Below are 20,326 nucleotides of genomic sequence, written 5' to 3' on the forward strand. Positions count from 1 at the left end.
GGTCGGGGGGATATCTTACACTAGGGCCCCCCGGGGGGGGGCCTCACCCAACCCCCCTCTTTTCCCAACGCGCAAACACAAACCGGGCCCGCCCCGGCAAACCGGGCCGGGCCCTCGCCGTGTTTGTCACTCGGTGTGACGGTGGAACCCTGCACGGCAGGGCGAGTGCCGGGACAAAGTAGTCTTGAGCCCATGCCCGAACGCCGTACCGTCGCCCTTGTCACTCTTGGCTGCGCCCGTAACGAGGTGGACTCGGAGGAGCTCGCAGGCCGCTTGGCAGCGGACGGCTGGGAGCTCGTCGAGGATGCCTCCGACGCGGATGTCGCCGTCGTCAACACCTGTGGATTCGTCGAGGCCGCCAAGAAGGACTCCGTCGATGCCCTGCTCGAAGCCAATGATCTGAAGGACCACGGCAGAACCCAGGCCGTGGTCGCCGTCGGCTGCATGGCCGAGCGCTACGGCAAGGACCTCGCCGAGGCCCTGCCCGAGGCGGACGGCGTCCTCGGATTCGACGACTACGCCGACATCTCCGACCGCCTTCAGACCATCCTCAACGGTGGCATCCACGCCTCGCACACCCCGCGCGACCGCCGCAAGCTCCTGCCGATCAGCCCGGCAGAGCGGCAGGACGCCGCCGTGGCCCTGCCGGGGCACGCACAGGAGGCCGCACCGGCCCCCGCCCCCGCCCCCGAGGACCTTCCCGACGGAGTCGCTCCGGTCTCCGGGCCGCGGGCGCCCCTGCGTCGCCGGTTGGGCACCAGCCCCGTCGCCTCGGTGAAGCTCGCCTCCGGCTGCGACCGCCGCTGCTCCTTCTGCGCCATCCCTTCCTTCCGCGGTTCCTTCATCTCGCGCCGCCCGTCGGACGTGCTGGGGGAGACGCGCTGGCTGGCCGAGCAGGGTGTGAAGGAGGTCATGCTGGTATCCGAGAACAACACCTCGTACGGCAAGGACCTCGGCGACATCCGGCTGCTTGAGACGCTGCTGCCGGAGCTCGCCGACGTCGAGGGGATCGAGCGGATCCGGGTCAGCTATCTGCAGCCGGCGGAGATGCGGCCGGGCCTCATCGACGTACTGACCTCGACTCCGAAGGTCGCCCCGTACTTCGACCTGTCCTTCCAGCACTCGGCCCCCGGCGTGTTGCGGGCGATGCGCCGCTTCGGTGACACCGACCGCTTCCTGGAGCTCCTGGACACCATCCGTGGCAAGGCGCCGCAGGCCGGTGCCCGCTCCAACTTCATCGTGGGCTTCCCCGGCGAGACCGAGGCCGACCTGGCGGAGCTGGAACGCTTCCTCACCGGCGCCAGGCTCGACGCCATCGGTGTCTTCGGCTACTCCGACGAGGAGGGCACCGAGGCGGTCGGTTACGAGAACAAGCTGGACGCCGACGTCATCGCGGAGCGACTCGCGCACATCTCGCAGCTGGCCGAGGAACTGACCTCTCAGCGCGCCGAGGAGAGACTGGGGGAGTCCCTGCAGGTGCTGGTCGAGTCCGTGGACGAAGAGGACGGTGCGGTGGGGCGCGCGGCGCACCAGGCACCCGAAACGGACGGGCAGGTGCTCTTCACCGCACGCGAGGGCCTCGTGCCCGGCCGTATGGTCGAGGCAAAGGTTGTGGGCACCGAAGGAGTGGACCTGGTGGCCGAGTGTTCCGAGCTCGTGGAGGCGGCCAGATGACGGGAGTCCCGGCATCCGCGGCAGGCGGCTCCGGCGCGAAGCCGGTCCGCGGCGGCAAGCTGGGTACTGCGGCCGTCAACCAGGCCAGCCTGTGGAACATCGCCAATCTGCTCACCATGCTGCGGCTGGTGCTGGTGCCCGGCTTCGTGATGCTGCTCCTGCACAACGGCGGCTACGACCCGGCCTGGCGGTCGTTCGCCTGGGCGGCGTTCGCCGTCGCCATGATCACCGACCTGTTCGACGGTCATCTCGCGCGCACATACAACCTGGTCACCGACTTCGGGAAGATCGCCGACCCGATCGCGGACAAGGCGATCATGGGTGCGGCGCTGATCTGCCTGTCGTATCTCGGTGATCTGCCCTGGTGGGTCACGGGCGTGATCCTCTTCCGCGAGATCGGCATCACGCTGATGCGGTTCTGGGTGATACGGCATGCGGTGATCCCGGCCAGTCGCGGCGGGAAGATGAAGACTCTGGCGCAGGGGACGGCCGTCGGGATGTACGTCCTGGCGCTGACCGGACCACTTGCCACCCTGCGCTTCTGGGTGATGGCGGTGGCTGTCGTGCTGACGGTCGTCACGGGACTCGACTACGTGCGCCAGGCCGTCGTGCTGCGACGCAAGGGGCTCGCGGCCGAGCGGGCTGCTGCGGCGGAGGCTGCCGGCGGATCCGGTGGGTCTGGAGTGTCCGGGGCTGCTGAGGGTGCAGGGCAGGTCTCCGGGGCTTCGGGTGCCCGTGGTTCGACGGGGGCCGAGCGGTGACTGCCGCGGCCCGGGTGCTGGAGCTGCTCGTGGAGCGCGGTGAGACTCTTGCCGTCGCCGAGTCGCTGACCGGCGGTCTGGTCGCGGCGGAGCTGACTTCCGTACCGGGTGCCTCGAACTCCTTCCGCGGGTCCGTGACGGCGTACGCAACGCCCCTGAAGCGGGAATTGCTGGGTGTCGACGGCGTCCTCCTGGCGGAGCGCGGTGCGGTCGACCCGGAGGTGGCGCGGCAGATGGCGGCAGGTGTGCGCCGCGTTCTCGGGGCGGACTGGGGTATGGCCACCACCGGCGTTGCGGGCCCCGAGCCGCAGGACGGCAAACCCGTCGGCACGGTCTATGTTGCGGTGGCAGGGCCGGACGGCGCGGAGAATGTGACAGCGCTGCGATTGAACGGCGGGCGTGCGGACATCCGTAGAGAGAGTGTACGGAGCGTGCTGGCATTGCTCGCCGCCGAACTCGGCAAGAATGCAAGCGCACAGGATACGGAACAGAACGGGGGGAATTGATGTTTGCAGCCCTGAGTGAACACGACATCGCTCCCCGCACGGCCGCGGCGCAAGGCGGTACGGTGGGGCGTGAAGGATGCGGCTACGCGGTCCGAGGAGGGAGCCACCGATGATTCTGCTCCGTCGCCTGCTTGGTGACGTGCTGCGTCGGCAGCGCCAGCGCCAAGGCCGTACTCTGCGCGAAGTCTCCTCGTCCGCCCGAGTCTCGCTCGGCTATCTCTCCGAGGTGGAGCGGGGGCAGAAGGAGGCATCCTCCGAGCTGCTCTCCGCTATTTGCGACGCGCTTGACGTACGGATGTCCGAGCTCATGCGTGAAGTGAGCGATGAGCTGTCGCTGGCCGAACTGGCCGAGTCGGCAGCAGCCAGCGATCCGGTGCCTGTGCCGGTACGTCCAATGCTCAATTCCGTCTCCGTGACGTCGGTGGCAGGTGTGCCGACGGGACGGGTGACCATCAAGGCGCCCGCGGAAGCGGTGGATGTCGTCGCCGCCTGACCCGCGAGGTCCGGTGTGAAGCGGAGCCCCGGTCGGCCCCTCAGGGGGCGGCCGGGGCTCCTGCATGGTCAGGGGTGGATGGGCGTGACCCGTTCTGGATGCGGCTCGGGAGTGTCTGGGCGAGACTGCGAGTAAGAGGCATCGATCAGGAAGATCACGGGTGACCCGACATGGTCTGACGTGGTCTGACGTGTCTCGATGCGACCTGCGCCGGGGTGGCTGAGTGCCTCCGGCCCGGGTGGAGCCGCGATCCGGAGCAAGCCCGGATGTCCCGGGCGGAGAGCGCACAACGGTCTGCGGCAGCGCACTGCGCGCCGGTGCTGCACCGGTGCGCCCTCCCGCCGGGCGAGCGGGCCGGACTAGGTTCGGCCGGAGGAGGCAGCCATGGTACGGCGATGGGTGCCGGCGCTCGTTCTCGGCGGGGTGTGGTGGTGGGCCGTGCTGCGGCTCGTGCTGGAACCGGCCCATGCGGGGCTTGTCGAGGGTGCGGTGGCGGCGGGTGGATGGGGGCTGAGCCTCCTGCCCGTGCACGTGGCCGCGACCGCTGGGCCGACGGCGGCGAGCGGGGCGGATGCGGGTGCGGGGCGGTGGTCCGCTCTTGGGATGCGGTGCGTGAATCGATGGTTCGCTGTTGGGATGCGGTGCGGTGGCCGTGCCTGGCGGACTACCAGGGCATGGCTACGCCGCCGTTCGGGCGGAGGATCTGACCGGTCATGAAGGCCGACGCATCGGATGCCAGATAGACCAGGGTGTGGGCGACGTCCTCGGGCTCGCCGACCCGGCCGAGCGGGGAGAACCGCGCCATCGTGGCCTCCGCCCGGTGTTGTTGTTCCGCGTCGTGGCGGGCGGTCATGGGCGTACGGATCCAGCCCGGGGCGACGGCGTTGACACGGATGGAATGAGGCCCCAGCTCGGTTGCGAGGGTCTTCGTCAGCTGGACGACCGCCGCCTTGGCTGCGCTGTAGCAGAGCAACCCGGGGCTCGCGGCGTCGACCGCTCCCGAGGCCATGGTGATCAGCGAGCCGGGTGCGCCGCGCGCGACCATGCTGCGGGCAACTTCCTGACAGGCGTACAGAACGCCCTTGAAATTGACGGAGAGGACGCGATCGAGGTCGTCGTCCGCGGTCTCCAGGACGCTGCTCGTATGCATGATTCCGGCTACGGCGGCCAGGATGTCGAGGTCGCCCGCGGCGGCCACCGCGGCCTTGATCCGACTGCGGTCGGTGACATCGAGGGTATGGATATGGGATGTGCCACCCGCTTCGGCGATCAGGTCCCGGGTCTCCAGCAGGCCCTTCTCGTCACGGTCGGCGCAGTGCACTGTGGCGCCCGCCGCCGCGAGCAGGATGGCGCCTGCGCGGCCGATGCCACCCGCCGCGCCGGTGATGAACGCGGAGCGGCCCGTGAGGTCGTACGCGGTGAGAGACATGACCGGACGGTACGACTGAATCTGACGGATCGTCAATCAGCTTGTGGGGCCCGATTGGCAACGCGGGCACCAGTAGGTGGGGCGGGCGTCCTGACCGGCTGTACGGACGGGCGTGCCGCAGCGCAGGCAGGGGCGGTTGGCCCTTCCGTAGACCCATAGCCGTTCGTTCGCGCCGTATCCGCGGGGCGCTGCACCGGTGGTCGTGCGCATGGGTCGGTCGCGGTTGGCTTCGAGGAGCTGTTTGGCCGTGGTGACAAGACGGGCGACGGTGGGGGCGGCCAGGTCGCCGATGGGGAGCCAAGGGGTCGCACGGGCGAGGAAGCAGAGCTCGGCCTTGTAGATGTTGCCGATTCCGGCCAGATTGCGCTGGTCCAGGAGGGCCTCGCCCAGGGGGCGGGCGGGGTCGCTGAGCAGATTGTGCAGAGCGGTTTCGGCGTTCCAGTCGGGGCCCAGCAGATCGGGGCCGAGATGACCGACCGCCTTCTCCTCGTCCCGGGTCCGGAGGAGTTCGAGGACAGGGAGCCGGTAGCCGACGGCGGTGTGTTCGGCGTTGGCGAGGACGGCGCGGATCTGGTGGGCAGGGCCGCCGCGCCAGCGCTCGCCCGGAGCATAGATGCGCCAGGCGCCGTCCATCTGCAGATGGCTGTGGAGGGTCAGGCCGCCCTCGATACGGGTGAGGAGATGCTTGCCGCGCGAGGTGACGTCCAGAACCGTCCGGCCGGTGAGGTCGGCGGTGGCGAACCGGGGGACGCGCAGGTCGGAGTGGGTGAGGACCTGGCCGGCGAGTGCGGTGTGCAGACGTTTGGCGGTCTGCAGGACGGTGTCTCCTTCGGGCATGCCTCCATGATGCGGGGTCGGGTGGGGAGTGTGGCGTGGGGCGGTGCGGGTGGTGTCAGGGAAGGGCGGAGTGGCGTACGAGGTGTGCAGGTGGCTCAGGCGCGCAGGCGGAGCCCCCTCGGGGTGGCCAGGAATCCGGCCGCCTCCAGCGTGCGGCCGAGCGGGGAGGTCAGGGACGAGGCGCCGTTGGTGCGCTCCACCGTGACCGTGCCGAGCGCCCCCGCACGCGCGGCTGCCGCCAGTGCCCCGGCTGCCGCGAGGAGTGCCGGGTCCTCCGGGTCGGTGGGCCAGGCGAGCAGCGTCTTGCCGCCACGCTCCATGTACATCGCCAGTTCGCCGTCGACCAGCACCACCAGGGCGCCCGCCTTGCGGCCGGGCTTGTGCCCGGCGCCGTCCGGCGGCTCGGGCCAGGGCAGGGCCGCGCCATAGGCATTGGCCGGGTCCGCCGCGGCGAGGACCAGGGCGTGGGGCGCGGCGCCCGGCTCCGTACGGTCGCGGGCGGTGGACGTGGCACGCAGCCGGTCGACCGCGCCGTCCATCGCGAACTGGGCCGCTCCCAGGCCCTCGACGACATAGCCCCGCCGGGCCTGCCCGTTGTCCTCGAAGGCGGAGAGGACGCGGTACGTAGCGGAGAAGCCGCCCTCGACCCCTTCGGCCTGGACCGCGCCGCGGGTCACCACCCCGTGGCGGTCGAGGAGTGCGCGGGCCAGGGCGTGCGCACGGTGCGTGGGGTCGGGCTCGGTGGCGGGCAGCAGGGACCAGCGGCCCGAGACGGTGGGCGGGCCGGTGCGGGACACGGGCCGGGCGGCGGCGGTGAGTGAGCCGTAACGCCCGCGCGGGACGCTCCGTTTGGCGCGGTGGGCGGTCGATCCTGCCGTGCGACCGGAGCCGAGGAGCGAACGCAGCGGGGCGAGCGTGTCATTGGTGAGCCGGCCCGACCAGGCCAGGTCCCAGACTGCGTCGGCCAGTTGCGGATCGGTGCAGTCCGGGTGGGTGGTGGCGCGGACCTGGTCGGCGATTTGCCGGAAGAACAGTCCGTATCCGCCGGTCAGGGCCGTCAGGACGGATTCATGCAATGCGCTCAGTTCGAGCGGGTGCGGGGGTGGGAGGAGCAGGGGTGCGCTGTCGGCGAGGTAGAGGGACAGCCAGCCGTCCTTGCCGGGAAGGGCACCCGCACCGGCCCAGACGACCTCGCCGGTGGTGGTCAGCTCGTCCAGCAGTGCGGGGGAGTAGCCGGTGATCCGGCCCGGCAGGATCAGCTTCTCCAGGGCCGACGCCGGGACGGGCGCACCCTGCAACTGCTCGATGGCGCGGGCCAGTCCGTCGATGCCGCGCAGGCTGTTGTTGCCCAGGTGCTGCCACTGCGGAAGGAAGCCGGCGAGGGCAGCGGGCGGGACCGGCTCCAGCTCATGGCGGAGCGCGGCGAGCGAGCGGCGGCGCAGTCGGCGCAGCACGGTGGCGTCGCACCACTCCTGGCCGATGCCGGCGGGGTGGAACTCGCCCTGGACGATCCGGCCGGTCGCGGCGAGCCGCTGCAGCGCGCCCTCCGTGACAGCGGTGCCGAGGCCGAAACGGGTGGCGGCCTCGGTGGAGGTGAACGGGCCGTGCGTACGCGCGTATCGGGCGAAAAGATCGCCGAGTGGGTCCTTCACCGGTTCGGTGAAAGCCTCGGGGACACCTACCGGGAGGGCGGTGCCCAGTGCGTCGCGCAGCCGTCCCGCGTCCTCGATCGCGGCCCAGTGGTCCGCTCCGCCGATCCGGACCCGGATGGCCCGGCGGGCAGCGGACAGCTCCGGAGCCCAGGGCTGCTGGGCGCCGCGCTCGGCCAACTCCGCGTCGGTGAGCGGACCGAGGACCCGAAGGAGATCGGCGACCCCTTCGATGTCCTTGATCCGGCGGTCCTCGGTCAGCCACTGGAGTTCCTGCTCCAGCTCGGTCAGGACGTCGGCGTCGAGCAGTTCGCGCAGTTCTGCCTGGCCGAGGAGCTCGGCCAGGAGGTGGGAGTCGAGGGAGAGGGCGGCGGCCCGCCGCTCGGCGAGAGGCGAGTCGCCCTCGTACAGGAACTGGGCGACATAGCCGAACAGGAGCGAGCGGGCGAAGGGCGAGGGCTCCGGGGTGGTCACCTCGACCAGCCGGACACGGCGTGCTTCGAGGTCACCCATGAGTTCCGTCAGCCCGGGGACGTCGAAGACATCCTGGAGGCATTCGCGGACCGCTTCCAGAACGATCGGGAAGGAGCCGAACTCGGAGGCGACCTGGAGGAGTTGTGCGGCGCGTTGGCGCTGTTGCCAGAGCGGGGTGCGCTTGCCGGGGCTGCGCCGCGGCAGCAGCAGGGCGCGCGCCGCGCATTCGCGGAACCGCGAGGCGAACAGAGCTGATCCGCCTACCTGGTCGGTGACGATCTGGTTGATCTCGCCCTGGTCGAAGGTCACGTCCGCAGCGCCGACGGGCGGTTGTCCGCTGTCGTACGAGGGGCCCGGCAACGGTGCCGGATCCTGGGCCGGGTCCTGCGCCGGATCGAAGTCCAGGAGGTCCAGGCCCATCAGGTCTGCGTCGGGCAGCCGAAGCACTATGCCGTCGTCGGCATGCATCACCTGGGCGTCCATGCCGTACCGCTCGGCGAGGCGGGCATTCAGCGCCAGCGCCCACGGGGCGTGCACCTGCGCGCCGAACGGGGAGTGGACGACGACCCGCCAGTCACCCAGTTCGTCACGGAACCGCTCGACGAGGATGGTCCGGTCGTCCGGAACGTGACCGCAGGCGCGGCGCTGTTCGTCGATGTACGACAGGGTGTTGTCGGCAGCCCAGGTGTCGAGACCGGCGGCGAGCAGACGCTGCCGGGCATCTTCCTGGGACAGTCCGCCGATCTCGCGGAGGAACGCGCCGAGCGCACGCCCCAGCTCCAGGGGACGGCCCAGTTGATCGCCCTTCCAGAACGGCAGCCGGCCGGGAACCCCGGGGGCGGGCGACACCAGGACCCGGTCGCGGGTGATGTCCTCGATGCGCCAGGAGGTGGTGCCCAGCGTGAAGACGTCGCCCACCCGGGACTCGTACACCATCTCCTCGTCCAGCTCGCCCACTCGGCCGCCGCCCTTCTTGGGGTCGGCGCCGGCGAGAAAGACCCCGAAGAGCCCGCGGTCGGGGATGGTCCCGCCGGAGGTGACGGCGAGTCGCTGGGCGCCGGGGCGGCCCGTGACCGTACCGGCCACCCGGTCCCAGACCACACGCGGGCGCAGCTCGGCAAAGGCATCGGACGGATAGCGCCCGGCGAGCATGTCCAGCACGGCTGTGAACGCGGACTCGGGCAGGGCGGCGAAGGGGGCGGCGCGGCGGGTCACGGCCAGCAGGTCATCCACCTGCCACGTGTCCAGGGCGACCATGGCGACGAGCTGCTGGGCCAGCACATCCAAGGGGTTGGACGGGATCCGGAGCGCCTCGATGGAGCCCTCGCGCATCCGCTCGGTGACCACGGCAGCCTGCACCAGATCGCCCCGGTACTTCGGGAAGACCACTCCGGTGGAGACCGCACCGACCTGGTGCCCGGCCCGGCCGACCCGTTGCAGCCCGGAGGCGACCGACGGCGGAGACTCCACCTGGACCACCAGATCGACCGCCCCCATGTCGATGCCCAGCTCCAGACTGGAGGTGGCGACCACGGCCGGCAGCCGGCCCGCCTTGAGGTCCTCCTCGACCTGGGCGCGCTGTTCTTTGGAGACCGAACCGTGGTGTGCGCGGGCGAGGAGCGCGGGGGCGCCCCTCGCCGCGCCCGACTGGGCCATGATTTCGGCCGGGGAGTGTGCTTCCGGCAGCGTCGTGGCGGAGCCGTGCTCATCGAGCACAGTGCCGGTGGCCCGCTCGTACGCGATCTCGTTGAGCCGGTTGCAGAGCCGCTCCGCGAGGCGGCGGGAATTGGCGAAGACGATGGTGGAGCGATGCGCCTGGACGAGATCGACGATGCGCTCCTCGACATGGGGCCAGATCGACGGCTTGTCCGCCTGGCCGGCCTGGTCGGTGTCGGTGGCGGGGGAGCCGCCGAGCTCGCCCAGATCCTCGACCGGCACGACCACCGACAGGTCGAACCGCTTGGTGGACGGCGGCTGGACGATCTCCACCTTCCGCTGCGGTGAGAGGTAGCGCGCCACCTCGTCGACCGGACGGACCGTCGCCGACAGACCGATCCGCCGTGCGGGCCGCGGCAGCAGCTCGTCGAGACGCTCCAGCGACACGGCGAGATGGGCGCCCCGCTTCGTACCCGCCACGGCATGCACTTCGTCGAGAATCACCGTCTCTATGCCGGACAGCGCCTCCCGCGCCGATGAGGTCAGCATCAGGAACAACGATTCGGGCGTGGTGATCAGGATGTCCGGCGGCCGGGTCGCCATCGAGCGGCGCTCGGCGGGTGGGGTGTCGCCGGAGCGGATTCCCACCCGGACCTCGGGCTCGGGCAGCCCCAGACGCACCGACTCCTGGCGGATGCCGGTCAGCGGTGAGCGGAGATTGCGCTCGACATCGACCGCCAGGGCCTTGAGGGGCGACACGTACAGCACGCGGCAGCGCTTCTTCGCCTCGGCGGGCGGCGGGACGGACGCAAGACCGTCCAGCGCGGCGAGGAATGCGGCCAGGGTCTTGCCGGAGCCGGTCGGCGCGACGACCAGCACGTCCGAGCCCTCGACGATGGCGCGCCAGGCGCCTTCCTGCGCGGCGGTGGGCGCGCTGAAGGCACCCGCGAACCAACTGCGGGTCGCAGGGGAGAACGAGTCGAGCGCAGAGCCGGCCATGTCCCCCATCGTGCACCCCGGCACTGACAACGGCTGTGACGGCCATCGCCGACCGCACCCGGGAGCTGCGAGAATTCGTCCATGGTGGCAATACCGGAGTCGGGGTCAGGAGAGTGGGCGAGGCACTGGCAGTACGCGGAGCTGCCCGACCTCGATCTGCTGCGTGCCCGGTACGTGCGCCACACCTTCCCGCGCCACAGCCATGAGGGCTATGTCTTCGGCACCATCACCCGAGGGGTGGAGGATGTCGGGTTGCCCGGCGGCGCCGTCGTACACGCGGGCCCCGGCACCGTAGTCATGATCAATCCGGAGGTGCCGCACACCGCCCGCGCGGGTGTTCCGGAGGGCTGGGTGTACGCCACGCTGTACCCGTCCGCGCAGGTGATCAACGACATCGCGGCCGATACGACGAGTCTGCGCGGCACGGTCGGTTTCACAGAGACCAGCGTCATGGACCCGTACGCGGCCCGGCTGATCGGCGAGGTCCACCGGGCAGCCGAGGAGGGCAACGCACTCGCCGCGGACAGTGTGCTGCGGGTGATGGTTGCGCGGCTGCTGAGCCTGCACGGCAGCGCGCTGCCCGCGCGCGTGCCCCGCTCGGCGGGTGCCCGCGACGCCGCGCGGGCCCGCGCCGTGCTGGAGGGCAGGATGGCGGAGCCGCCCACCCTGGAGGCGCTGGCCGCGGAGCTCGGAACCAGCCCGTTCGCGCTGCTCAGGGCCTTCAAGAAGCAGTACGGGATGCCGCCGCACGCCTGGCTCACCGATGCCCGGGTACGGGCCGCGCGCCGGATGCTCGACGCGGGGACGGCACCTGCGGAGGCGGCCGCCGAGGTCGGCTTCACCGATCAGCCGCATCTCAACCGTCACTTCACCCGGATCGTGGGAGTGCCGCCCGGCGCGTACCGGCGCGAACGTGCAAGAACGTACAAGACCGGGCGCGACCTGCCCACGTAGCGTTCCGGTCGTGGCAGAACAGACAACACTTCCAGAGGGCGTCGGCGAAGCAGCCGGCGCACCCCACGGCAGCGCGACCGTTCCCGGGGCGCAGCCGGACGCTGTCGGGGAGAAGTCGGACGCGGCCGTCGTACGCGACGCGCTCGGTGTCGGCATAGCCGTCGGACTTTCCGGCTTCGCCTTCGGCGTGACCTCGGCCGGCTCCGGACTGAGCCTGCTGCAGACCTGCGCGCTCAGCCTCGCCGTCTTCACCGGCGCCTCGCAGTTCGCCCTCGTGGGCGCTCTCGCGGCGGGCGGCAACCCGTACACGGCGGCTGCCGGGGCCTTCTTCCTCGGCGTACGCAACTCGTTCTACGGCCTGCGGCTGTCGCAGCTGCTCGCCCTTCCACGCGCACTCCGCCCCTTCGCCGCCCAGTGGGTCATCGACGAGACGACCGCCGTGACACTGCCGCAGCCCACCCGGCGGGCCGCACGGATCGGCTTCACCGTCACCGGACTCACCCTCTACGTGCTGTGGAATCTGACCACGCTGCTGGGGGCCCTCGGCGCCGAAGCGCTCGGTGACACCGACGCCTGGGGGCTGGACGCGGCATCGCCCGCGGTCTTCCTCGCCCTGCTCGCGCCGATGCTGAAAAGCACGACGGAACGCATCACCGCCGCAATCGCGGTTCTGCTCGCGCTCGGACTGTTGCCCGTACTGCCCGCAGGCGTCCCCGTCCTGCTGTCCGCGCTCGCCGCACCCGCCGTCCTCTTCCTGAGCGGACGCCGGAAGGGAACGGGCCGGGGCACGGTCACGGCGGAGGAGAACCGATGAACATCTGGATCGCCATCGCGCTGACCGCCGTCGGCTGCTACCTCGCCAAACTGCTCGGACTGCTGGTGCCCGCCGGGGTGCTGGAACGTCCGCTCGCGCAGCGTCTCGCCGCGCTGCTGCCAGTGGCGCTCCTGGCCGCCCTCACCGCACAGCAGACGTTCGGCGACGGACAGCACCTGACGCTGGACGCCAGGGGCGCGGGGCTCGCGGCGGCGGCGCTCGCACTGGTTCTGCGCGCGCCCTTCCTCGTGGTCGTAGGGGCTGCCGTGGTCGTCGCTGCAGGGGTACGTGCCCTCGGTTAGACACCTTGGTGAGATACATCGGTAAGGGGCTCGATCCTAGGGACCGAGCCCCTTACACACGTACTTGTCGACCCGTTCAGTGCACTGCCAGGCCCATCGGCGCGGTCTGGGCCACATCGAGCCGTGCCGCATCCTTCTCCGGCCGGAGGAAGCAGACAGCGAGCACACCAGCCACCGCCACCAGCCCCGCCATCAGTAGATACGCCGAGTGGTAGCCCGTGGGCACGGAGGCCGCCGCATCCACCATCCGGCCCGTGACGAGCGGCGACAGAATCCCGGCGAGCGCATAGACGAAGGCCAGCGCGCCCAGCGCCACCCCGCGCTGCCCGGCCGGTGCGATGCGGGCGACGGCCGTCTGCGAGGCGGTGAGGATCACATTCGTGAGCGCCATCGGCCCGACCATCAGAGCGATCTTCGCGCCCACCGAATCGACCTCGGTGAACACCGCGATCGACAGGGCGGCCACACACATCAGGAGACCGCCGCCGAGCCCGACGGGAAGCCTTGGCGCGGTCCGGTTCCGGGCCGTCCGCCGTGCCAGCAGCCCATGCCCCAGCAGCACCACGGCGTTACCGACGGCCGTTGCGGTCACCACCGCCCCCGACTGCTTCAGCGTCAGCCCCGACACCTCGTGCAGATAGTCCGGCGCCCAGGTCAGACCCGCCGAGAGCATCCAGTAGGCGGCGAACGCCCCGAAGGCAGCAGTCAGCCAGGTGCCGGAGAGCAGCAGCCTGCGATACGGAACGGACGGACCGGCCCCGCCGGAGACGGCGGACGGGCCCCTTCCCAAAGGAGGCGCGAGCGGCCCTTCCCCGCCCCGAACGCACCAGCACACCGCCCACCCCAGGCCGGCCAGCCCCACGGCGCCGAAGGCCCAGCGCCATCCCCACACATCGATCACCACGGTCAGCAGCGGAGCCGAGAGCGCCACTCCGCCCGCCGCACCGACCATCAGCACGGCGGTCGGCAGCATCCGTTCCTTCTGCCCGAACCAGCCGTGCAGATGGTGCACCGCCACCGGCGCCGCAGGCCCCTCGGCAGCCCCGAGCAGCACCCGGGTCGCGATCAGCGTCCCGAACCCGGCGGCGCCGAGCAGCATCGGCAGCTGCGCCACCGACCACAGCAACGCCATCCCGAGCAGCAGCACGGTGGTGCGGACACGACGGGTCAGGAACGACACCCCCAGCGCGGCCAGGCTGAACAGGGCGAAGAACGAGGACTGCGCCGTGCCGAACTCACCCCGAGTCAGTCCCAGCTCGTCGCGGATGGGGTCGGCGGCCAGGCCCATGACGGTCTTGTCGGCGAAGTTCACCAGCATGAAGGTGAGCAGCAGCCAGGTGGTGCCCCAGGCGCCCTTGCACACCTGCTCCTCCGCGGCTGCCCCGTCTCCCGTCCGGAGCCGATCCACGGTCACCCGTCCTCCCCGGGCGCCCCGCCGCAGCCGCACTCGTCCTCGTCCGCGACTCCGACACTGATCATTCCGGCGGCCCGCTTCCGGCCTTCCGGGGAGCGCGTCAGCTCGGTCTCCAGATCGGTCCCCTCGGCCACCGCCGCCGACTCCGCGGCCGCCCAGTTGAACACCCCGCGGGCCATGGTCGATGTCTCGGACCTTGCCCGCTGCGCGTACACCCGCGCACGTATCCGGGCCACTTCCACATCGGCAGGGGCCGCCAGCGCGGCGGTCTCCGCCAGATGCGAGGCGAGCCTCGGCTCACCCTTCTCCAGCAGCTTCAGCGCCCGCTGAGCCAGTACGGAAGCGCCGCCCGCTGCGTCCGCGAACTCGGTGGCGACCGCGGCGTCCGGGGCCGGCTTGAGGTGGGCCGGGTTCTGGTCGTACCAACCGCCCCAGAGCCGCCACAGGTTGCGTACGACGAACTCCGGCTCGTCGTAGGCGGGATGCAGATAGGGCTTCTCCAGCAGCTCCTGCGGCACCTGTACGCCGTGCAGCACGGCATCGAGGCGGTGACCCGCGTTCATCAAGGCCCTGGTCTGCTCACAGAGCGACTCCAGGAGCCGCGCAGTGTCGTCGAGCGCCCGGTTCACGCGCTCCCTGCCGACGATCGGCACGCCGTGGCCGGGGAGCAGCAGTTCGGCGCCGAGATCCTGCATGGCGCGCAGCGCCCGCGCCCAGTCCTCCGGGTACCGCTGCACCTTCTGGGGGTTGCCCGCGTTCGGGGAGTTCCAGATGAAGAGGTCACCGGTGCACAGCGTCTTGAGTTCGGGAACCCACACATAGGTGCTGTCGTCCGTCTCACCCTTGGCATGCACCAGCTCGAAGGTCAGATCACCGCGCTCGGCGGTCATCCGGTCGCGGTAGGTGGTGTCGGGGTAGCGGTAGGTGGACGGCCAGTCCAGCGACGGTACGCCGAACTGCCTGCGGTTGATCCAGGAGTTGTAGCCCGCCGTGCTGATGTATCGGTCGAAGCGGGCCGTGACCGCCTCGTGCGCGATCACCTCGGGCCGTGTACGCCCCTCGCTGTCCGCCTGCGCGTCGAACGGCGCGACACCGAAGACATGGTCGACATGGCCGTGCGTATAGACGACGGTACTGACCGGCTGTTCACTGAAGGCGCGCACCGCCTCGTGCAGAGGACGCGCCGTGCGGATGTCGCCGGAGTCCACCAGCACCAGCCCGTCGCCGGTGTCGAACACCGCCACATTGGCGAAGGCGGGCAGGAAACCGACCCGCTCGCGCACGGTCACCAGCTCCGCGCCCGAGTACGCCCCGGACAGATGTGCCAGGAGTGTGTCCTCCCCCTGCCACACCCGGTCGATGTAGCTGAGATAGTCCGTCGACTTGTGCTCGGTCATACCTGCGGCTCCTTCGGTGCTGTACGGCGGATCGCCCGGAACCTGAGTGTCGGCCCAAGTAGTGATCTGCGACACCCGTCCTCGTCACACCTCGATGAGCTGCGTACTGTGACGCATCACAAGGACCGCCGGGGGAGAGGGAGCGCCGCCATGCCACTGTCCGACGGGGCCAGGGTCCTCGCCCTGCGCTGCGAGCCCAAGGTGAATGAGCTGGCGCGGCGCATGACCCGCCAGTCCTTCGAGCAGCTCCCCGGATACGCCGGACTCCCGGACGACGTGAAGGACCTGGAGATCGCCGCGACCATCCGGCACGGCGTGCGTCTCTTCCTTCGCCGCGCCACGGAACCACACCCCGGGCCCGGCGGGCTCCGCCTCTTCCGCGAACGGGCGGCGCAGCGTGCCGAGGAAGGGATGCCGCTGCATCTGCTGCTGCGCAGTCACGCGCTCGGCATGTACGTCCTGTGGCAGTCGCTGCGTGAGACCGCCGAGCCGGGTGAGGAAGGTGCGCTCGTCGAACTGGTCGATCTGCTGCTCCAGTCGCACCACTCTCTGCTCGGCGCAGTGGCCGAGACCTATATGGACGAGCGATCCGCGCTGGAAGCGGAACAGCGTGAGCAGCGCCGCTCCCTGGTACGCGGTTTTCTCGACGGGACGCTGGAACCCGGCCGTGCCTTGCTCGAGCAGCTCGGCCTCGACGGGCCCGCGCTCGTACTCGCCGTCGTCCTGGAACCCCAGGCCGACGCCGATCCGGAATCGGGCGGTTCGGTGCTGGGGAGCGCGGTGACCGTACGGCGTCGGATGCGTCGCATCCAGACCGTGCTCGACCAGGGTTTCGGCACGGAACTGCTCTTCCTCTTCGACGCGGGAACCGGACGGGCCGTCGTACCGCAGGGCTGCGAGCCCCCCGGCGACCTGGCCGAGCGTCTGACCCGTGCCTGCGGGGCCGAAGTCCGGATCGCCGCCGTCCCGGCAGCGGCACCCGAGGCGGTCCCCGAGGCGTCGCGGACGGCCGTGGAGATCCTCCGGGTCGCCCGCACGTGCGGGCTGCCGCCCGGGCTGCACAGCCTCGACGACGTACTCCTCGAATTCCATCTGTCGCGCCCCGGCCCCAGCAGCCACCGCATCGCCGCCCTGCTGGACCCTGTCGCGGGCCGCCCGGAACTGCTGCAGACCCTCCGTACGCACCTGGCACAGAACCAGGACAGGCGCCTCACCGCGGCACTGTTGGGGCTGCATCCCAACACCGTCGACAACCGGCTGGCCAAGCTCACCGAGCTGACCGGACTCGATCCGTCGTCGCCACGTGGCGCCGCGCTGGCCATCGCGGCCCTGTTGCTGCGCGACACCGCTGCCGGGGCCGACGGCGTGTCCGCAGCAGGCTGACCGACACGGCACATGCACGACGACACGACCCGGGTGCACGGGGCCGGGCTACGAGCCCGCTGAGCCGCCCTGCCCGCCCGGTCTCAGTCGAGGCTGCGCCCATGGGCCCGCAGTGTCAGGAGCGCCTTGAGCGTCATGATGGGCCGTCCCTCCAGAGCCGTCCCAGGCGCCCACTGCCGCCAGTTCACCGGCCAGCCGCCGTCCGCCTGCTGCTCGGCCGCAAGATGGTCGAGCGAGCGGGCCAGTTCCTCGTCGGTGAACCAGCGGCGGGCGAGCGAATCGGGTGTACGGGCGTAGTCGTACGGGAAGTGATGCTCGCCCGGTGCGTATCCGGCTGCCACCGGGTACTCCGCTCTCCTCTCCGGATCCAGCACGGCGAGCCGCTGTTCCCGCACCAGCCGCCCGAGCCGGTCGGCCGCCGCCTCCGCACGGGCCCGGTCCGGAGCGCCGTCCAGAAAGGCGAGCGCCGCCTCGATCTCGTACGGATGCGACCGGTCCAGAGCGTCGACTGCCGCCCAGCAGAAATCGGTGGCCCGGAACAGCCAGGCATGCCACACCGCATTGCGGTGCAGGAGCCCGACGACGGGTCCGGTGGTCAACAGTTCCGCGGGCGGGTCGTCGACGATCGGGATGAACGGTGCGGCCGGATAGCCGCGCTGCGACGGCAGGAGAGCGGGCAGTGCCCCCTCCCTGGTGGACACCTCGGTCAGGAAGCGGCAGATCCGCTCCACCCGCAGCCCACTGCAGCGGCCGATGGAGTCAAGGACGTTGAGTGCGTGCGCGGTGTGCAGTGGCTGACTGACGGGGCCACGCAGATCGGGTTCGAGTGCGTGCCCGTACCCGCCGTCCTCATTCAGATAGGCGGCGAGTGCGGTCTCCACAGCCTCCGCACTTCCTTTCAGGAAGTGATGGGCGAACCGCCGCTGTTCTAGGACACGGGCCGTGAGCCAAATGAACTGCTCGGCACGGTTGAGGGGACTTGCTCCGGTTCCAGCCATGGACCGACCGTAGGGCGGTAAGCGCTCTCGGCAGGACCTAGCGGCCTGGCTGCACTCTCAGGAGCGGGATACTGGGGTCATGCGGTTGACGATTTTCTGGGAACGGATGGCGGACCACTTCGGCGCGGGATACGCCGATTCCTTCGCGCGCGATCATGTGATGGCCGAGCTCGGCGGGCAGACGGTGCACCAGGCGCTGGCCGCGGGCTGGGACGCCAAGGATGTCTGGCGCGGTGTCTGTACCGCGGTCGGCATCCCCGCCGACAAGCGCTGATCGCCGGCTCGTCAACGGCCGGACCTGTGATGTTGTCCGGGGCGGGCGACTGTTTGTCACAGCCGTAGGCGAGACTGGAGCCGTGTCACCGACAGACGAGACAGCCCAGACCCAGACGCCTCTCACCCAGCCCGCCCCGCCGGTCCCGCCGTCCGGCTACGGGCCTGCCCGTATGCCGGCGTGGCTGCCGCGTGCCATGGTGCTCGCCCTGGCGCTCTACGCCTGTTTCCAGCTCGGCAGCTGGGCGTTCGACCAGCTCATCGGGCTGCTGATCAATGTTCTGATCGCGTTCTTCCTGGCGCTCGCCATCGAGCCCGCGGTGAGCCGGATGTCGTCGCGCGGCATGCGCCGCGGCCTCGCCACTTTCCTGGTCTTCCTCGTCGTGCTGATAGCTGCGGCCGGTTTCGTCGTGCTGCTCGGCTCGATGCTCGCGGGCCAGATCGTCGACATGGTCGAGGAGTTCCCGAAGTATCTGGACTCGGTGATCAACTGGGTCAACCAGAGCTTCCACACCGAGCTCTCCCGGGTCGAGGTCCAGGACAGCGTGCTGCACTCCGACTGGATGCAGAAGTACGTCCAGAACAGCGCGACCGGAGTGCTCGACATCTCCACCACCGTGCTCGGCGGGCTGTTCCGTCTTCTGACGATCTTCCTGTTCTCGTTCTACTTCGCCGCCGACGGCCCCAGGCTGCGGCGCGCCCTGTGCTCCGTACTGCCACCCGCCAAGCAGGCCGAGGTCCTGCGGGCCTGGGAGATCGCGGTCGACAAGACCGGCGGCTACCTCTACTCGCGCGGCCTGATGGCACTCATCTCCGGCATCGCGCACTACATCCTGCTGGTGATCCTCGGTGTTCCGTACGCGCCCGCGCTCGCCATCTGGGTCGGACTGGTCTCCCAGTTCATCCCCACGATCGGTACGTATCTGGCAGGCGCCCTGCCCATGCTGATCGCGTTCACCGTCGACCCCTGGTACGCGCTGTGGGTGCTCGGATTCGTCGTGGTCTACCAGCAGTTCGAGAACTACGCGCTGCAGCCCAAGCTCACCTCCAAGACCGTCGACATCCATCCGGCGGTCGCCTTCGGATCCGTCATCGCCGGCACGGCGTTGATGGGTGCCGTGGGTGCGCTGATCGCAATCCCGGCCGTCGCCACGCTCCAGGCGTTCCTCGGCGCCTATGTGAAGCGGTACGACGTGACGGACGACCCGCGGGTGCACGGCCGCCACCAGCAACGTGGTGAGCCGGTGCTCACGCGGCTGCGCCGGTCCTGGCAGACCGCCGAGAGCAATGAGAGCCGGGGCGGACAGGACGGGGCCGGGGAGCATCCGGAACGTGCCTGACCGGCTCGGTGGTGGGGGCTCGTCTCATCGACAGTCCGTTGCGTCGGCCGGCCCGGGTCCTGGACCTCGGTGACATATCTCCAGGCATCGGGCCGACTGCCGTCGGGGGCGGTGAAGCCGTAGACCTTCGCCAACTGCCCGCTGGACAGCGACTTGCCGTTCCAGCGCGGCACCTGGGGGTCCTGCGCGAGCGCGGCCACCGCCCGGCCGACGAACGCCGGGCTCTCGGAGATGGCGAAATGGGGCGAGCGCGCGATCGCGTCACGCCAGTTCGCCTCGGTGACGCCGTGGGCCTCCAGCATGGCTTCGGACCGCAGCCGGCCGGGCGTGAGGGATACGGCGGTCGCGCCACGGGGTTCCAGCTCGTGCGCCAGCGCGAACGCCATCCGGTTCACCGACGCCTTGGCCAGGTCGTAGAAGAAGTCGTAGAAGAAGGAACCCCGGTAGTTGGCGGCGTTGTACTCATCGGTTCCGTCCGTCACCTCGACGACCAGTCCTCCCGGCGTCTCGATGAGGAGCGGGAGCGCGCAATGACTGGTGATGGCGTGGGTGTCCACGGCCAGGCGCAGGGTGTGCAGCCGCGTTTCCAGGGAGGATTCCCAGACCGACTTGTACCACTCGGTCTCCGCTCTCCAGATGTCGTTCGCGAGAACATGCAGACAGCCCCGTTCTCTTCGGATGCGGGCCACGAGCTCGCCGACCTCCTCGGGCATCAGATGGTCCACCCGGACCGGGATTCCGCGGCCGCCGGCCTCGTCCACGAGAGCCGCTGTCTCCTCGACCGTCTCGGGGCGGTTCATCTCCGAGCGCTGCGACCCGCTCGTCCGCCCCGTGACGTAGACGGTTCCTCCGGTCGCACCCAGCTGGACGGCGATGCTGCGGCCCGCACCCCGCGTCGCCCCGGCCACCAGAGCTACTTTTCCTGTCGGTTCTGTCCCCACCTGCCGGGAATTTAGTATGGCGTCGATCGCTG

Annotated in this window: 17 protein-coding genes and 1 pseudogene; 11 read left to right on the plus strand and 7 right to left on the minus strand. The window is 70.4% G+C overall.

All coding sequences use genetic code 11. The features are described 5' to 3' along the window. Positions 1-192 precede the first annotated feature (192 nt). From rimO to ACFVYE_RS29790, 5 genes are all read left to right on the plus strand, one after another. A complete protein-coding gene (gene rimO / locus ACFVYE_RS29770; RefSeq protein ID WP_383970411.1) occupies positions 193-1,674 on the plus strand; it encodes a 30S ribosomal protein S12 methylthiotransferase RimO in 1,482 nt (493 codons plus the stop codon). Beyond that, entirely contained in the window at positions 1,671-2,435 is a 765-nt protein-coding gene (gene pgsA, locus ACFVYE_RS29775; RefSeq protein ID WP_389607720.1) for a CDP-diacylglycerol--glycerol-3-phosphate 3-phosphatidyltransferase, read from the plus strand. Before rimO ends, pgsA begins: the two co-directional genes overlap by 4 nt. Then, on the plus strand, positions 2,432-2,941 hold the full coding sequence (locus ACFVYE_RS29780) for a CinA family protein (RefSeq protein WP_383970417.1): 510 nt from the start codon (positions 2,432-2,434) through the stop codon (positions 2,939-2,941). The genes pgsA and ACFVYE_RS29780 overlap by 4 nt, the downstream gene beginning before the upstream one ends. 109 nt (positions 2,942-3,050) lie before the next feature. Then, positions 3,051-3,434: a helix-turn-helix domain-containing protein gene (locus ACFVYE_RS29785; protein WP_018105285.1), complete on the plus strand. Its 384-nt coding sequence runs from the start codon at positions 3,051-3,053 to the stop codon at positions 3,432-3,434. Positions 3,435-3,818: 384 nt separating this feature from the next. Next, entirely contained in the window at positions 3,819-4,151 is a 333-nt protein-coding gene (locus ACFVYE_RS29790; protein ID WP_389607721.1) for a hypothetical protein, read from the plus strand. Here ACFVYE_RS29790 and ACFVYE_RS29795 read toward each other — a convergent pair. From ACFVYE_RS29795 to ACFVYE_RS29805, 3 genes are all read right to left on the minus strand, one after another. After that, positions 4,099-4,863, minus strand: coding sequence for an SDR family NAD(P)-dependent oxidoreductase (locus ACFVYE_RS29795; protein ID WP_383970424.1), 765 nt, complete (start codon positions 4,861-4,863; stop codon positions 4,099-4,101). The two genes, ACFVYE_RS29790 and ACFVYE_RS29795, sit on opposite strands and share 53 nt — an antisense overlap. Before the next feature lie 36 nt (positions 4,864-4,899). Then, positions 4,900-5,700 carry a DNA-formamidopyrimidine glycosylase family protein gene (locus ACFVYE_RS29800; RefSeq protein WP_383970427.1) on the minus strand — a complete coding sequence of 267 codons (801 nt, stop codon included), beginning with the start codon at positions 5,698-5,700 and terminating at the stop codon, positions 4,900-4,902. Between the two features lie 95 nt (positions 5,701-5,795). After that, positions 5,796-10,478, minus strand: a complete 4,683-nt coding sequence (locus ACFVYE_RS29805) for a DEAD/DEAH box helicase (RefSeq protein WP_383970429.1) — start codon at positions 10,476-10,478, stop codon at positions 5,796-5,798. An 81-nt stretch (positions 10,479-10,559) separates the two neighbouring features. On the opposite strand from ACFVYE_RS29805, the gene ACFVYE_RS29810 reads away from it, so the two are divergent. The 3 genes from ACFVYE_RS29810 to ACFVYE_RS29820 are packed head-to-tail and all read left to right on the plus strand — an operon-like array spanning position 10,560 to position 12,548. Continuing rightward, positions 10,560-11,432, plus strand: coding sequence for an AraC family transcriptional regulator (locus tag ACFVYE_RS29810; protein ID WP_383970431.1), 873 nt, complete (start codon positions 10,560-10,562; stop codon positions 11,430-11,432). A gap of 10 nt (positions 11,433-11,442) precedes the next feature. Beyond that, entirely contained in the window at positions 11,443-12,246 is an 804-nt protein-coding gene (locus tag ACFVYE_RS29815; RefSeq protein WP_389607722.1) for an AzlC family ABC transporter permease, read from the plus strand. After that, the gene (locus ACFVYE_RS29820) at positions 12,243-12,548 is read left to right on the plus strand and encodes an AzlD domain-containing protein (protein ID WP_383970437.1); all 306 of its coding nucleotides are present in this window, start codon (positions 12,243-12,245) and stop codon (positions 12,546-12,548) included. Before ACFVYE_RS29815 ends, ACFVYE_RS29820 begins: the two co-directional genes overlap by 4 nt. Before the next feature lie 76 nt (positions 12,549-12,624). Here the strand turns inward: ACFVYE_RS29820 and ACFVYE_RS29825 are convergent, their stop codons facing one another. Both ACFVYE_RS29825 and ACFVYE_RS29830 read right to left on the minus strand, forming a co-directional pair. After that, positions 12,625-13,956, minus strand: coding sequence for an MFS transporter (locus ACFVYE_RS29825; protein WP_389607723.1), 1,332 nt, complete (start codon positions 13,954-13,956; stop codon positions 12,625-12,627). A 2-nt stretch (positions 13,957-13,958) separates the two neighbouring features. Continuing rightward, the gene (locus ACFVYE_RS29830) at positions 13,959-15,359 is read right to left on the minus strand and encodes an alkyl sulfatase dimerization domain-containing protein (protein WP_383970442.1); all 1,401 of its coding nucleotides are present in this window, start codon (positions 15,357-15,359) and stop codon (positions 13,959-13,961) included. A gap of 150 nt (positions 15,360-15,509) precedes the next feature. Between ACFVYE_RS29830 and ACFVYE_RS29835 the strand changes: the two genes are divergently transcribed. Next, complete coding sequence (locus ACFVYE_RS29835; protein WP_383970444.1) at positions 15,510-16,742, plus strand: PucR family transcriptional regulator; 1,233 nt, start codon at positions 15,510-15,512, stop codon at positions 16,740-16,742. 83 nt (positions 16,743-16,825) lie between these two features. On the opposite strand, the gene ACFVYE_RS29840 is transcribed toward ACFVYE_RS29835, so the two are convergent. Beyond that, entirely contained in the window at positions 16,826-17,740 is a 915-nt protein-coding gene (locus tag ACFVYE_RS29840) for a hypothetical protein (protein ID WP_383970447.1), read from the minus strand. A 79-nt stretch (positions 17,741-17,819) separates the two neighbouring features. Here ACFVYE_RS29840 and ACFVYE_RS29845 point away from each other — a divergent pair, with 79 nt between their 5' ends. Together ACFVYE_RS29845 and ACFVYE_RS29850 are read left to right on the plus strand one after the other, a co-directional pair. Next, entirely contained in the window at positions 17,820-18,014 is a 195-nt protein-coding gene (locus tag ACFVYE_RS29845) for a DUF3046 domain-containing protein (protein WP_383970450.1), read from the plus strand. A gap of 172 nt (positions 18,015-18,186) precedes the next feature. Continuing rightward, complete coding sequence (locus tag ACFVYE_RS29850; RefSeq protein WP_389607741.1) at positions 18,187-19,353, plus strand: AI-2E family transporter; 1,167 nt, start codon at positions 18,187-18,189, stop codon at positions 19,351-19,353. 32 nt (positions 19,354-19,385) lie between these two features. Here the strand turns inward: ACFVYE_RS29850 and ACFVYE_RS29855 are convergent. Further along, positions 19,386-20,312 (minus strand): annotated as a pseudogene (locus ACFVYE_RS29855) (SDR family oxidoreductase); the annotation flags it as partial. Between the last annotated feature and the right edge of the window lie 14 nt (positions 20,313-20,326).

Origin of the sequence: Streptomyces sp. NPDC058239, assembly GCF_042882185.1 — a bacterium.
Classification (GTDB): domain Bacteria; phylum Actinomycetota; class Actinomycetes; order Streptomycetales; family Streptomycetaceae; genus Streptomyces.